Raw genomic sequence first — 12,961 nt, forward strand, 5'->3', positions numbered from 1 at the left:
GACCAGATCCGCCCTTGAAACTTGAAAGGACAGTCAGATGATTCATCCCACCTCCTCCGCCCCCGCCGCCCGCCTGCGCGACGAGCGCGGGGACGTCCCCGGCTGGGTGCTGGTCACCCTCATGACCGCGGGTCTGGTCGTCACCCTGTGGGCGGTGGCCGGGCCGGCACTGACCCAGGTGTTCAACGATGCGATCGCCAAGGTCACCGGTGCCATCTGACGGCGGGGCCCGCGGACGTCCCGACCCGCGGGCCGCCGAGGCCGGCTCCGCCGTCGTGGACTTCGCGCTGGTGGGCGTGCTCGTGATCGCCGTGTCCGTCGCGCTCCTCCAGCTCGCCCTGGGCCTGCACGTGCGCAACATCCTGACCGACGCCGCCGGTGAGGGCGCCCGCAGGGCCGCTCTTGTCGGCGGCAGCGAGGCCGAGGCCGCGGCGCGCGTGTCCATGCTGGCCGATGCCGCGCTGGCGGACGGCTACGTCGAGGACGTGGTCGTGTCCCGGACCGCGATCGACGGCGTCCCGGTGGTGCGGGCCGAGGTGACGGCGCCCCTGCCGGTGCTGGGGCTGCTCGGACCCTCGGGCGCGCTGCGGGTGACCGGCCACGCCGTCGACGAGGCCGCGCTCGTGCGTCGGGCGAGCGGCGCCCGGGAGGAGCCATGAGCGGCGGCGAGGACGGCAACGCGCCCGTGGAGTTCGTCGGCTGGACGCTGCTGATGGTCGTTCCGCTCCTCTACCTGCTCGTGGCCCTCGCGAGGATCCAGGCGGCGTCCTTCGCCGTCGCCTCCGCCGCCGACGCCGCCGGCCGCGTCCTGGAGGTGGAGGAGGGCGACGGCGCCCTGACGCATGCCCGCGTCGCGGTCGGCCTGGCCCTGTCCGACCAGCGCATCGACGCCGATCCCGCGAGCGCCCTGAGCCTGACGTGCTCGGACGACGCGTGCGCCGCGGGCGTCGTGCGCGTCGAGGCCGGGGTCGATCTGCCGGTCCTGGGGGCGGCCGGCGTGGGCCGCGGCGTCGTCGTGCTCGACGCCGAGCGCGCCGTGACCCGGGCCGGGTCCGAGAAGTCCGGGAGACCCGGGTGAGGCGCGGGCCGCGGCCTCCAGCGGGAGGGCCGGCGCCCCACGAGGGCGGTGCGGTGGGCAAGCAGTGCGATGGGCGAGTCGACGAGCGGGGAAGGCGACGGATGCAGTCGGTGAGACGCGGCGGGGCGCGTGAGGGCCGCGGTGACGAGGGCCGCGGCGATGCGCACGAGGAGGGGCAGGTCCTGCTGCTGGGCGTCGGGGCGATCGCGGTGGTGGCCGCGCTCGTCCTGGTGGTGGCCAGCGCCACCGCCGTCCACCTGGACCTGAAGACCCTGACCTCGCTGGCCGACTCGGCGGCCGCGGCCGCCGTCGACGGCATGGACGAGGACGGCTACTTCGGGGGAGTCGAGGCCGGCGGCGCGCCCGGGCGCCTCACGGACGCGGGCGTGCGCGCGGCGGCGCTCGACGATCTCGGGACCCAGCCCGAGCGCCCGGAGTCGCTGCAGCTGCGTCAGGCGGTCAGCCCCGACGGCGTCACCGCCGTCGTCACGCTCACCGCCCGGTCTCGTCCGCCCTTCCTGCCGTGGGGCGTGATCCCGGCCCAGGGGTTCACCATCACCGCCACCGGCTCGGCGCGGGTCTCGACGGCGCCGTGAGGCGGCGGCGAGAGCACGATCCGACCGGGCCGTTGAAGAGCGGCCGCATATCTCCATATGGACCATATAGATGATCTGAACCGAGGTCGGTACTGTCGATCCCATGGACATCTCCGCTCATCGCATCGCCGTCCTCCTCGCCGTGCATCGCGCCGGAGGCGTTGTGGCGGCCGCGGATCTGCTCCGCCTCAGCCCGTCGGCGGTCAGCCAGCAGGTCCGTCTGCTGGAGAAGGAGGCGGGCGTGCGCGTGCTCGACCGCACGCCCACGGGCGCCGTCCTGACCGAGTCCGGCCGGGTCCTGGCCGAAACCGCCGAGCGCATCGAGTCCGAGCTGGCCACGGCCCGGCGGGAGCTCGCGCTCGTCGATGGCGACGTCCCCGCCGGCATCGTCCGCATCGGCTCCTTCGCCACGGCGATCCGGGCGCTCCTTTTGCCGCTGCTGCTCGCACTGGAGGAGTCGATGCCCGGCATCGAGGTGATCATCGAGGAGGTCGAGGAGCGCGCGGCCCTGGCGCGGCTGCGGCAGGGGGCGCTCGACCTGGCCCTGCTCGAGCGCGATTCCCACACCCTGCCGGCGCCTCCGCGCGCCATGAACGACGTCCCCCTGCTGGACGAGTCATGGCTGGTGGTCGTCCCGCCCGGGCGGGCCGTCCCGAGCACGCTGGCCGACCTGGCGAGCGCCACCTGGATCGATCAGGATCCCTCGTCCGCCGGCGCGTTCGCGCTGGCCCGTCTCTCGCGCCGGCTGGGCGCGCCCCTGACCGTCCGCCACGTGGTCCACGACGACGACGTCGTCCTGGCGATGGTGGGCCAGGGCCTGGGCTACGCGCTCCTGCCCGAGCTGGCGGTGCACTCCGGCGCGGTCCCCGACGGCGTCGTCGTCTCCAGCCCGCCCGGCCTGGGCACCCGGCAGCTCGTCGTGCGCCACCGCGTCACCCGCACCGAGCCGACCAGCGCGGTGCGCGCGGTCCTGGAGGCGCTGCTGGCGCGCGCCCAGGCCCTCGAGCTGGGCTGAGCCGCGGGGGTCCGGCCGCCGCGGGGACTCTGCCGTAGACTCGCGGCGTGGCCACCGACTTCCCCGCCGAGATCGAACGACTCCGACACACCTACGCCTCCATCGCGGCGGTGACGGATCCCGAGGCGCTGCGGGCGCGCATCGCCTCCCTGTCCGAGAGGGCCGCCGCCCCGGACCTGTGGGACGATCCGGACGCCGCCCAGGCGGTCACCTCGGCGCTGTCGCACGCCCAGGCCGACCTGGGGCGCGTCGAGGAGCTCGGGGGGCGTCTCGACGACCTCGAGGCCATGGTCGAGATGGCGGGGGAGGAGAGCGGTGAGGACGCCGATGAGCTGCTCGCCGAGGCCGAGTCGGACCTGGCCGCCATCGACAAGGACCTGTCCGACCTGGAGATTCGCACGCTGCTGAGCGGCGAGTACGACCAGCGCGACGCCGTCGTCACCATCCGGTCCGGGGCCGGCGGGGTGGACGCGGCCGACTTCGCCGAGATGCTCCTGCGCATGTACACCCGCTGGGCCGAGCGCCATGACTACCCCGTCAAGGTCCTCAACACCTCCTACGCCGAGGAGGCGGGCCTGAAGTCCGTCACCTTCGAGGTCCACGCCCCCTACGCCTACGGGACGCTCTCGGTGGAGGGCGGCACGCACCGGCTGGTGCGCATCAGCCCCTTCGACAATCAGGGGCGCCGGCAGACCTCCTTCGCGGCCGTCGAGGTCATCCCGCTCATCGAGTCCACCGACCACATCGACGTCCCGGAGACGGACATCCGCGTCGACGTCTTCCGATCCTCGGGGCCCGGCGGGCAGAGCGTCAACACGACCGACTCGGCCGTGCGCATCACCCACATCCCCACCGGCCTGGTGGTCTCCATGCAGGACGAGAAGTCCCAGATCCAGAACCGCGCCGCCGCCATGCGCGTCCTCCAGTCGCGCCTGCTGCTGCTCAAGCAGCAGGAGGAGGACGCCAGGAAGAAGGAGCTCGCCGGGGACGTCAAGGCGTCCTGGGGCGACCAGATGCGCTCCTACGTCCTCAACCCCTACCAGATGGTCAAGGACCTGCGGACCAGCTTCGAGGTCGGCAACCCCGACTCGGTCTTCGACGGCGACATCGACGGCTTCATCGACGCCGGCATCCGCTGGCGCAGGCAGCAGGAGGGCGCCGGGGACTGATCGGCCGACGTCGAGGCTCCGGCGGTTGCGGGCCTGACGGCCGCCTCATCCGGGCGGTCGGTCCTGCGCGCCTCGCCCATGAGGGGGGACCCTGGTATGTGTCAGGGGGTGCCCGTATTCATCCCTGAACAGTGGATGAGAGTGTTGTGGCGCGGGGCACCGCTTCCTAACGTCGGGAGTCATGAGCACCTCACCGGCTGAAGCACCTTCCCCTGACACCGCAACAGATCCTTCCTCGCCCCGGCGCCGGCTGCCCGGCCGCGGGGGAACGGCCCTGCGCGTCGCGCTCGCAGTGCTTGTCATGTCTGCGGGCGACCTCCTGCTCGTTCCCCTGCTGCTTCTCGGTTTGCTCAAGAACCGCCCGGAAGACGCGGCGGGGGCTGTGATGGGAACCGCGGCGACGCTCGCGTCGTCCCTGCTCGTCCTGTTCCTGACCTGGTTGCTGGTGACTCGTCTGGACGGGGGGAGCCTAAGCGACCTGCGGCTGCGAGTCGATCGGCGGGCCCTGGCCTGGATGCTGGCCATGGTCGTGGTGGCCGTGGCCATCGCGGCGGTCATCGGGGTGGTCATGGACATGCTCGGGATCGAGCCGGCCGCCAGCGGGCTCACGGATCTCTCCCCGCCCGTCATTGGGATCCTGCTCCTCGCTCGAGTGAATTCGGCGTTCCTGGTCCAGGGGTTCCCGGAGGAGCTCGTGTGGCGCGGTTGGCTCTTCGGATCGCTGGGCGGCACTCGCCGGGCCGGTGCCATCTCGGTCATCGCCTTCACGCTGCTGCACATCATCTCCAACGGCGGGCAGGAGAACTGGATGGAGCGCATCCTGTACCTGGCGATGCCCTTCGGCTTCGCCGTCGCGGCGGTGGTGGTGGCGCGGGTGTCGGGCTCGACATGGGCGGCCGTGGGCGTGCACGGGGGCTTCCACATGGGCTCCCTGGTCCTGCTCGCCATGCGAACCGATGAGGGGCATCCCGTGGCCTGGGTGCTTGGGGGCGCCCTGTGGCTGGCGGTGGCCGGCGTGGTCCGCCTCCTGGCCCGACGCCGCATACTGCCCTGCTCCACGGAGCGCGCGATATCGGTTTGATGATGTGGTATCACGCGGGGAAGGGGTGAGGAGGAGTTATGGCCAGTGCGGTGATTCGCGGGCTCAATGTCATCTCCGAGCCTCTGCGGCGACGGCCTGGACGACGATGGTCGGCGGGGCGAGAGCGGAGGGGCATCTCCCGGTCGTGGACTCCCTCATCGCCGCCGCCGCTCGTTGAGGGCGGGTCCGAAGCCGGAAACGGCGTAAAAGATCGAGATCGACGTGGCCATGCCCGGGCTGAATATCCGGGGTGCTCTCGCGTGATGACGAGAACCGGTCCTCGATAGGTGTTCGTGCATCGATTGATTGGTTGCAACTGTAACGGTGTTCGTCTCATATTCCAGGCGACTACTGTTGTGCTGCATCGGGGTTGCTGTATTTTGAGTGAAGGATGTTGATCCAGTGGTTGAGGGGGAGTGCTTGTGATGAATAGGACGATCAAGATCGTTGAGATTGTTGAGTCCAATAAAACGGCGACGTCCGGGGTCATGATGATGGCCTGGAATCGCACGAGGCCCACTGTCCGGTGAGAACTGTGGTGCGATGCGATGAGTTTTGAAGAGCATTGGACTGCCTCCGCTCCTTGCTGTGTGGCGGAAGGACTTGTGAGATGAGGAGTCTCCTCGAGGATGCGGATAGATTGCGTGTCGCAGATTGAAGGCTTTCAGGAGAACGTCGAAATCATGAAGGCCGAGGCGGAGCGAATCGCTGACGATATCGCAGCGGACGTCCTGGGCGCCACCAGGGGACTGGTGGTGCCGTGCGGATGAGCAATGTGGTTCTTACGGCCACGGGTCTGCGCCGGGTCTTCGGGAGGAGGAACAAGGTCGTCGCCGTCGACGGCGTCAACCTCGACGTCGAACCTGGGCAGGTTCACGCACTTCTGGGTCCCAACGGCGCGGGCAAGACGACGACGGTGCGCATGTGCTCCACTCTCCTCGCACCCACGAGTGGGGACATCGCCGTCGACGGCGTGGACGCGGTGAGGCGGCCCCGGCGCGCACGCGCCCGTCTGGGGCTGGTCCTCGGAGGCGAACTCGGCTTCTACCCCCGGGCGACCGCGAGGGAGAACCTCTTGTTCTTCGCCGACCTCCAGGGACTCGACGCATCGCGGCGCCGGGCGGCGGTTGAGGACGCGCTCGAGCGCGTGACCCTGACCGACGTCGGAGACCGCAAGGCGGGGGCTCTTTCCCGGGGGATGCTCCAGCGCCTCCACCTCGCTCGTGCGCTCCTGGGGCGTCCGCGCCTTCTGCTCCTCGATGAGCCGACGACCGGACTCGACCCCGACGTCGCCCTGCAGGTCCGTGACCTCGTCAGGGACATGGCGTCGCAGGGCGTCGGCGTGCTCATGACGTCGCACTCGATGCCGGAGGTGGAGGAGCTCGCCGACGTCATCTCGGTCATTGGCGCGGGGAGGATCGTCACCAGGGGGTCCGTGCGCGACGTCGCCGCGTTCGCGGGCGTCGAGATGACGACGACCCTCACCCTTCCCGCGCGACTGTCCGGGCTCTCGGAGCGCCTTCAGGATCGCATCGGCGACGACGGCGTCGTGGTGCAGCGCCCGCTGTCGGGGCAGTGGGCGATGACCGTCCTCTGGACGACGGCGGCCGCCCCGTCGGCAGGTCTTGCGGTTCTCGGGGAACTGCTCGAGAAGGAGGGCGCGGCGGAGCCTGTTGACATGGTGACGCGTCCGGCGTCGCTCGAGGAGGCGTATCTGGCGCTCGTGGACGGGCTCGGGGCATGAGGCGCCACTTGCGGATGAGCTGGTTCCATGTCCGTCAGTTCGTCTCCGTGCCCTACTTCATCCAGCTCATGATACTGACGACGGTGACGACGACCCTGATCCAGTTCCTCGCGCAGCGCGCGTGGGGAGGGATCACGCCGACCGAGGGGTGGGTGCGTGGTGGGGTCATCGGCATGTGGACGACTGCGACCTGCGCCGCCGGCATCGTCGGCTTCGAACGGTACAAGGGCACGCTGGTGCACCTGATCCTCGCGCCCATCGGCGCCCTGCGGGCTCTCACCGCGCTCGTCGCCTCGGCGGCCTCTTTCGGGGTGGCGGCGTTGCCGTTGTCCTGGGTGACGTGGGCGGTGCTGTCCTGGTCAGTGGACTTCACACCGATAAGCGCGTCACTCGTGCCCCGGCTGCTCGGCGGCGCGGTCATGCTGCTCGTCGGGTGCGTGGTCCTCAGCTTCGTCGTCGCCGCGGTGTTCGTCCTGACCCCGAACGCCATCTCCTACGAGGGTCTCCTCCTCGTCCCGGTCTTCATCCTCTCCGGCATCGTGTTCACGTCGGTGGACCCCCCGGCCTGGCTCGCACTGGTGAGCAGGCTGATCCCGCTGCGGTTGCCCGTTGATCTCCTCCTGGGCGAGCCGATCGGTGCGGTCGACGCGCTGGTCTGGTGCTCCGTCGTTCTGGCCTGGCTCGTCCTGTCCGGGTTCCTGGCGGTTCGCGCACTCAGGGGCGCGACCCGAGCGGGGACGCTCGAGGTGATCTGATGGTCTCGTTCGTTCACCGGTTGGCATCCGGCGTGCGCGTGGGCTGGGCGTCCTCCACCGCTTTCGCCTCCCTCGGCACGACGCTGACGACGCTCCTGCTCATTCCGCTGCTCGATGTTCTCTTCGACGTCCTCATGGGGCACGACCTGTCCTCTCCGAACCTCGTGCGCACCGGGTACGCGGCGGCGCTCGTGGCCGTTGCCGTCTCCGTCTCCGGCGGAGTCGTCTCCAGCGTGGCGGCGGACCGGAACCTCGGGGTCTTTCACGAGGTCCACACCCGCAGGCGGGTCGACGCGGCGTACTGGCTGTCCGCAGGCGTCATGCCGCTGATCCTGGCGATTCCGACCGGGGCCGCCGCGATCGGTTCCGTCTTCGTCCTGTCGTCGGCCCACGACATCGCCATGCTGGGGCGGGTGGTTGCGCTCGTTCCCGTGGTCGTCGTGTGCGGGCTGCTCATGGGAGTGGGCGGAGCCGGGGTCGGGGTGGATCTTCCCGACCCCTATCTGGGGGCGACGGTGATCGCATCCGTCCTCCCGCTCCTCGCAGGAGTGATCGTGCCGCTGAGCGATTGCCCGCAGTGGTTGAGGGCGGCGGCGAGTCTCATGCCGCTGAGCGGCGTCGTCGGCGTCATCGACACGACGGGCGGTATCCGGCCGGCGATCGGCCACGACCTCGGGGTCGCCCTCGCCTGGGCCCTCGCAGGGCTGCTCGCCACTCGCCACGCCGTCGTGCGCGTGCGGGCCGGACTGCGTCGCGACGTCATCTGAGGGCGAGTCGGTACCACGGAGGAGGATGAGGATGAGTGACGCGGAGACGTTCGGCTGGGGCGATCGTTGGCGCGCCCACCTCGAGGTCGCGGCGATGGGGGCCGGCGAGGACCTCGCCGCCGGACGCGTCATCGCGGCAGTCCTCCCCCGTCGAACGTATCTTGAGCGCCCGTCGCCGTCGGGGCGGTCGGTCGGGCAGCCCATCGCTGCGAACATCGATGTCGTCCTCATCGTCGAGCCCATGGACCCGACTCCCTCCGTCGGGCGTGTGGAGAGGTTCGCCGCGATGTCGAGATCCGCCGGGGCCGAGGCGTGGCTCGTCCTCACGAAGACCGATCTGGTCGCTCCCGAGGTTGTCGAGGAGGCCCTGACGGGCATGGCGCCCTGGGTCGACGCCGCCGTCGGTGTCACCTCGGCGGACCCGGCGTCCACCGAGCGCCTGCGGACCCTGCTCCCGAAGGGGGCGACCGCCGTCCTCGTCGGACGGTCGGGGGCCGGGAAGTCGACCCTGCTCAACACGATCCTCGGCGTGGACCACGCGACGGGGGAGGTCCGCTCCTCCGACTCCAAGGGGCGTCACACGACGACGCGCCGCGAGCTTCTCGCCCGACGGGGAATCTCCCTCATCGACACCCCGGGAGTGCGGGCTCTGGCCGCCACTGTTGACGGGGAGGCGATCGACGACGTGTTCAGCGACATCATTGACGCGGCGGCCGCATGCCGGTACGCGAACTGCCAGCACGGGAGCGAACCGGGCTGCGCCGTGCGAGAGGCGATCACCGAGGGGCGCCTGGATCCCGAACGGCTCGGTCGCTACCAGCGAATGCTGCGGGAGTCCGCTCGGCTGGCCGCTCGCTCGGATGCTCGGCACGCCCGTGAACAGGAACGCCGAGCGTTTCGGAATGACAGTCGGGGCAGGCGGGGCGTCATGCGCCTCAAGGGACGCTGATCGCCCACCGCCGACCCGGTGCCGCACGGGGCTGCGGGGCCGCGGGTGCCGTCGTCGGTTCCGGGGGAGGGCGCGACTCCATCGCCTCGGCAGTCCGACCCGACTCCTGACGGGCCGGCCTCGAGTTCTCATCGGAGCACGCGCGCGGGAGCGGGGTTCCCGGACTGCGGGTCCCGGATCAGGTCCTCGGAGCGTTCGGCGCCCGGCATCTGGGGCGCCCCGAGTACTGGGAGGCGCTCACCGGATCGGGCCCCGTCCTCATCGAGAACATCAGGCTCGATCCAGCGGTTCTCCAAGCCGGGACAACGCGAACGCCGGGCCCCATCCACGACAGGTACTCCGGCGTCTACTCCCACTCCACCTCAGTGGCGGCCCTCCAAGCGTATGATCGACATGCGCATCCGGGCAAGAGATCGACGAGACTCATCAGGCATGCCCGCAATGGATGCGATCCGGCGGATCGCCGAGGAGTCGGGAGCTCACCGCGAGCGGGTGCCGGGATCGACGTGGACCGCGACATCATCGGCGTCGTCGAGGGCCTTCAACATGCGCTCGTAGGCGTCGGGGCTGAGGAGAACCCCGACGGTGTGTCCCCGCTTGGTCAGGAAGACAGTGTCATGCCGCGCCTGATCAACGAGATGAGGAAGAGTGGAACGGGCTTTTGACATCGAGACCGTCGTGGACATGGGGCAACTGTACGTTTCGCCGTGCGATACGGGCATGACGCCGTCGATCATCGACGCGTCCGCCTCCCCGAGGGACGCGTCCGCCTCCCCGAGGGAGAGCTCCCGGGGCTCCGGGCGGAATGAGCGGGTGGAGCCGGCGTACTGCCGGCGTGCCGTCGGCGTGCACCGCCTCACGCCATCGCCCGTCGCCATCGTCCGTCCGCTCCCTTAGGCTTGGCCCCGGTGCGCACGGCCGGGGCCGCGGGGTCCGTCGTCGCGCAGAACCTCCGCTCACACACCGACGAAAGGCGCGGCGAAGCAGTGGCTGAGTACATCTACCAGATGATCAAGGCGCGCAAGGCGCACGGCGACAAGGTCATCCTCGACGACGTCACCATGGCCTTCCTCCCCGGAGCCAAGATCGGCATGGTCGGCCCCAACGGCGCCGGCAAGTCCTCCATCCTCAAGATCATGGCCGGCATCGACCAGCCCTCCAACGGCGAGGCCCGCCTGAGCCCCGGCTACAGCGTCGGCATCCTCCTCCAGGAGCCCCCGCTCAACGAGGACAAGACGGTGCTCGGCAACGTCGAGGAGGGCGTTGCCGAGATCAAGTCCAAACTCGACCGCTACAACGAGATCTCCGCCGCCATGGCCGACCCGGACGCCGACTTCGACGCCCTCATGGAGGAGATGGGCGCGCTCCAGACCGAGATCGACGCCGCGAACGCCTGGGACCTCGACTCCCAGCTCGAGCAGGCCATGGACGCCCTGCGCTGCCCCCCGCCGGACGCCGAGGTGGGGCACCTGTCCGGTGGCGAGCGCCGCCGCGTGGCCCTGTGCAAGCTGCTCCTCGAGGCCCCCGACCTGCTGCTCCTGGACGAGCCCACCAACCACCTCGACGCCGAGTCCGTGCTGTGGCTGGAGCAGCACCTGTCCACCTACGCGGGCGCCGTCATCGCCGTCACTCACGACCGCTACTTCCTCGACCACGTCGCCCAGTGGATCGCCGAGGTCGACCGCGGTCACCTCTACCCCTACGAGGGCAACTACTCCACCTACCTGGAGACCAAGGAGAAGCGCCTGGAGGTCCAGGGCAAGAAGGACGCCAAGCTCGCCAAGCGCCTCAAGGACGAGCTGGAGTGGGTGCGCTCGTCGGCCAAGGGCCGCCAGGCCAAGTCCAAGGCGCGTCTGGCCCGCTACGAGGAGATGGCCGCCGAGGCCGAGCGCACGCGCAAGCTCGACTTCGAGGAGATCCAGATCCCGCCGGGCCCCCGATTGGGCAACCAGGTCCTGGAGGCCACCAACCTCAACAAGGGCTTCGACGGGCGCACCCTCATCGACGACCTGTCCTTCACCCTGCCGCGCAACGGCATCGTCGGCATCGTCGGGCCCAACGGCGTCGGCAAGACGACCCTGTTCAAGACCATCGTGGGTCTGGAGCCGCTCGACGGCGGGGACCTCACGATCGGCCAGACCGTCAAGCTCTCCTACGTCGACCAGACCCGCGCGGGCATAGACCCCAAGAAGACGCTGTGGGAGGTCGTCTCCGACGGACTGGACTACATCCAGGTCGGCAACGTGGAGATGCCCTCGCGCGCCTACGTCGCCTCCTTCGGGTTCAAGGGCGCCGACCAGCAGAAGCCAGCCGGTGTGCTCTCCGGCGGTGAGCGCAACCGTCTCAACCTGGCCCTGACCCTCAAGCAGGGCGGCAACCTCATCCTCCTGGACGAGCCCACCAACGACCTCGACGTCGAGACTCTGGGGTCGCTGGAGAACGCCCTGCTGGAGTTCCCCGGCTGCGCTGTGGTCATCACCCACGACCGCTGGTTCCTCGACCGCGTGGCCACCCACATCCTCGCCTGGGAGGGAACTGACGCCGATCCGGCCAGCTGGTACTGGTTCGAGGGGAACTTCGCCTCCTACGAGGAGAACAAGGTCAAGCGCCTGGGTGCCGAGGCGGCCCGCCCGCACCGGGTCACCTACCGCAAGCTGACCCGCGATTGACCCGCGACTGATCTCGAGATCGGTTCAGTTCCGCGCCGAGATCGGTTCGGTTCCGCATCGAGATCGGTCCGGCGGAGCTGTGCCCCGACGACGGCGTTGTCGGTCGAGCGGGGAGCGCCCGCCACTGACGGAGGGGAAACGAGCGATGTAGCCGAGGTTCGGCACGTACGACTGAGGATCATCCGGCCAGTTGTGCGGGGCTCACCGTGCTGATGTGGTGATCGGCTTCAGATGGAGCAGCCGCTGGGTGCTGTTGTAGTCGACGACCTCGGCGATAATGTGCAGATTCTGGCCTACGCTCACGCTGTCCGGGACGTTGTCGCCCGTGAGATTGAGGTTGAAGTAACTGCAATTCGCGAATTGGAAACTTGGTCCGTGCACCGAGGTGGTGCTGTAGTCACCTGCGTAGACCAGAAAATCGAAACGTGTGTTATAGGCGTTGTGGCGAGCCACGTCCGCAATGTTCCCGTCGAACTCGACGGCACGCCCCTTGTATTCCGATGTGAACTGCTCGACGGTGGCGTCGTCCGGCTGCGGACTCTGCACCAGTGCGCGGAAGTCTTCGTTGTTGTCGACTGTGATGGTCTCGTCGCCGGTGGTGGGTGACGGAGTTGCCTCAGGAGTCGGAGAGGGTTCGGGGCTCAGCGGGGTGGAGGGGGAGGGCGGCTGCTCGGATGCGGCCGGTATCGGCTCCGAGGATTCCTTCTCCTTCTTCGGGAAGGTGTGATAGCTGACGATCACAGGTGTATCTGCTGAAAATGTATCTCTGGTGGAGAACGACGTGTCGCCGCCGATCGACACCTCCTCGACCTCGCCGTCCTCGGTCAGCCAGCCGGTGATCAGGTCATCTATCTCTTTCGTTGAGACGTCGGTGAACCCTGCATCATTGAATTTCGACACTACTTTTTGATAATTGCTGCTGCTCGCCTCGGATGAGTCGATTGGGGCGTTGATCTTCCTGCTGGCTGCATCGTTGCAGCTCACAAGGGAGATCGTCAGGACGCACACGCTGATCAAGCTGATCGTTTTTTTCACGATGTTCCTCGGGGAATAGTGTCGATGGGGAGCTCGACGTAAGGGGTGTGTTATCGACCGGTCGATTCTACGGCGAGGCCGGCGCCATCGGGGCGATACCGCG

At 69.2% G+C, this 12,961-nt stretch carries 16 protein-coding genes; 13 read left to right on the top strand and 3 right to left on the bottom strand.

Annotation, left to right across the window (positions count from 1 at the left end):
- Positions 1–37: 37 nt before the first annotated feature.
- The 7 genes from G448_RS0100280 to G448_RS14495 all read left to right on the top strand — a co-directional run bounded on the left by G448_RS0100280 (position 38) and on the right by G448_RS14495 (position 4,939).
- On the top strand, positions 38–220 hold the full coding sequence (locus tag G448_RS0100280; RefSeq protein WP_026406334.1) for a hypothetical protein: 183 nt from the start codon (positions 38–40) through the stop codon (positions 218–220).
- The gene (locus G448_RS14490; protein ID WP_245572112.1) at positions 210–659 is read left to right on the top strand and encodes a TadE/TadG family type IV pilus assembly protein; all 450 of its coding nucleotides are present in this window, start codon (positions 210–212) and stop codon (positions 657–659) included. The genes G448_RS0100280 and G448_RS14490 overlap by 11 nt, the downstream gene beginning before the upstream one ends.
- Positions 656–1,078, top strand: coding sequence for a peptidase T4 (locus G448_RS0100290; RefSeq protein WP_245572113.1), 423 nt, complete (start codon positions 656–658; stop codon positions 1,076–1,078). The genes G448_RS14490 and G448_RS0100290 overlap by 4 nt, the downstream gene beginning before the upstream one ends.
- A 101-nt stretch (positions 1,079–1,179) precedes the next feature.
- Complete coding sequence (locus G448_RS0100295; protein ID WP_245572114.1) at positions 1,180–1,674, top strand: glycosyltransferase; 495 nt, start codon at positions 1,180–1,182, stop codon at positions 1,672–1,674.
- A 103-nt stretch (positions 1,675–1,777) separates the two neighbouring features.
- A complete protein-coding gene (locus tag G448_RS0100300; RefSeq protein WP_026406337.1) occupies positions 1,778–2,689 on the top strand; it encodes a LysR family transcriptional regulator in 912 nt (303 codons plus the stop codon).
- A gap of 47 nt (positions 2,690–2,736) precedes the next feature.
- Positions 2,737–3,858, top strand: a complete 1,122-nt coding sequence (gene prfB, locus G448_RS0100305) for a peptide chain release factor 2 (RefSeq protein WP_026406338.1) — start codon at positions 2,737–2,739, stop codon at positions 3,856–3,858.
- Positions 3,859–4,159: 301 nt separating this feature from the next.
- A complete protein-coding gene (locus G448_RS14495; RefSeq protein ID WP_051268457.1) occupies positions 4,160–4,939 on the top strand; it encodes a CPBP family intramembrane glutamic endopeptidase in 780 nt (259 codons plus the stop codon).
- Positions 4,940–5,094: 155 nt separating this feature from the next.
- Here G448_RS14495 and G448_RS17910 read toward each other — a convergent pair whose 3' ends face one another.
- On the bottom strand, positions 5,095–5,505 hold the full coding sequence (locus G448_RS17910; RefSeq protein ID WP_156910874.1) for a hypothetical protein: 411 nt from the start codon (positions 5,503–5,505) through the stop codon (positions 5,095–5,097).
- Between the two features lie 78 nt (positions 5,506–5,583).
- On the opposite strand from G448_RS17910, the gene G448_RS18955 reads away from it, so the two are divergent.
- From G448_RS18955 to rsgA, 5 genes are read left to right on the top strand one after another with little or no spacing between them, the layout of a single operon-like run.
- On the top strand, positions 5,584–5,709 hold the full coding sequence (locus G448_RS18955; RefSeq protein WP_281170914.1) for a hypothetical protein: 126 nt from the start codon (positions 5,584–5,586) through the stop codon (positions 5,707–5,709).
- Positions 5,706–6,683 (top strand): ABC transporter ATP-binding protein, encoded by a 978-nt coding sequence (locus G448_RS0100325; RefSeq protein WP_026406339.1) that lies wholly within the window; start codon positions 5,706–5,708, stop codon positions 6,681–6,683. Before G448_RS18955 ends, G448_RS0100325 begins: the two co-directional genes overlap by 4 nt.
- 14 nt (positions 6,684–6,697) lie before the next feature.
- Positions 6,698–7,438 (top strand): ABC transporter permease, encoded by a 741-nt coding sequence (locus tag G448_RS0100330; protein ID WP_245572115.1) that lies wholly within the window; start codon positions 6,698–6,700, stop codon positions 7,436–7,438.
- The gene (locus G448_RS0100335; RefSeq protein WP_026406341.1) at positions 7,438–8,205 is read left to right on the top strand and encodes a hypothetical protein; all 768 of its coding nucleotides are present in this window, start codon (positions 7,438–7,440) and stop codon (positions 8,203–8,205) included. Before G448_RS0100330 ends, G448_RS0100335 begins: the two co-directional genes overlap by 1 nt.
- Positions 8,206–8,236: 31 nt before the next feature.
- Positions 8,237–9,154: a ribosome small subunit-dependent GTPase A gene (rsgA, locus tag G448_RS14500; protein ID WP_051268459.1), complete on the top strand. Its 918-nt coding sequence runs from the start codon at positions 8,237–8,239 to the stop codon at positions 9,152–9,154.
- A gap of 479 nt (positions 9,155–9,633) precedes the next feature.
- Here rsgA and G448_RS17215 read toward each other — a convergent pair whose 3' ends face one another.
- Positions 9,634–9,840, bottom strand: a complete 207-nt coding sequence (locus G448_RS17215; RefSeq protein WP_084436212.1) for a type II toxin-antitoxin system Phd/YefM family antitoxin — start codon at positions 9,838–9,840, stop codon at positions 9,634–9,636.
- Between the two features lie 300 nt (positions 9,841–10,140).
- Here G448_RS17215 and ettA point away from each other — a divergent pair, with 300 nt between their 5' ends.
- On the top strand, positions 10,141–11,823 hold the full coding sequence (ettA, locus tag G448_RS0100350) for an energy-dependent translational throttle protein EttA (protein ID WP_026406342.1): 1,683 nt from the start codon (positions 10,141–10,143) through the stop codon (positions 11,821–11,823).
- A gap of 201 nt (positions 11,824–12,024) precedes the next feature.
- Here ettA and G448_RS0100355 read toward each other — a convergent pair whose 3' ends face one another.
- Entirely contained in the window at positions 12,025–12,858 is an 834-nt protein-coding gene (locus G448_RS0100355) for a DUF4839 domain-containing protein (RefSeq protein ID WP_026406343.1), read from the bottom strand.
- Between the last annotated feature and the right edge of the window lie 103 nt (positions 12,859–12,961).

This window comes from Actinomyces gerencseriae DSM 6844, from assembly GCF_000429265.1.
In the GTDB taxonomy this organism is placed as follows: Bacteria; Actinomycetota; Actinomycetes; order Actinomycetales; family Actinomycetaceae; genus Actinomyces; species Actinomyces gerencseriae.

Bases quoted from the DNA above. Each gene is read 5' to 3' on its own strand.
- G448_RS0100280 (WP_026406334.1), top strand. From the start codon at position 38: ATGATTCATCCCACCTCCTCCGCCCCCGCCGCCCGCCTGCGCGACGAG.
- G448_RS0100290 (WP_245572113.1), top strand. From the start codon at position 656: ATGAGCGGCGGCGAGGACGGCAACGCGCCCGTGGAGTTCGTCGGCTGG.
- G448_RS0100295 (WP_245572114.1), top strand. From the start codon at position 1,180: ATGCAGTCGGTGAGACGCGGCGGGGCGCGTGAGGGCCGCGGTGACGAG.
- G448_RS0100300 (WP_026406337.1), top strand. From the start codon at position 1,778: ATGGACATCTCCGCTCATCGCATCGCCGTCCTCCTCGCCGTGCATCGC.
- G448_RS14495 (WP_051268457.1), top strand. From the start codon at position 4,160: ATGTCTGCGGGCGACCTCCTGCTCGTTCCCCTGCTGCTTCTCGGTTTG.
- G448_RS17910 (WP_156910874.1), bottom strand. From the start codon at position 5,505: ATGCTCTTCAAAACTCATCGCATCGCACCACAGTTCTCACCGGACAGT.
- G448_RS0100325 (WP_026406339.1), top strand. From the start codon at position 5,706: ATGAGCAATGTGGTTCTTACGGCCACGGGTCTGCGCCGGGTCTTCGGG.
- G448_RS0100330 (WP_245572115.1), top strand. From the start codon at position 6,698: ATGAGCTGGTTCCATGTCCGTCAGTTCGTCTCCGTGCCCTACTTCATC.
- G448_RS0100335 (WP_026406341.1), top strand. From the start codon at position 7,438: ATGGTCTCGTTCGTTCACCGGTTGGCATCCGGCGTGCGCGTGGGCTGG.
- rsgA (WP_051268459.1), top strand. From the start codon at position 8,237: ATGAGTGACGCGGAGACGTTCGGCTGGGGCGATCGTTGGCGCGCCCAC.
- G448_RS17215 (WP_084436212.1), bottom strand. From the start codon at position 9,840: ATGTCCACGACGGTCTCGATGTCAAAAGCCCGTTCCACTCTTCCTCAT.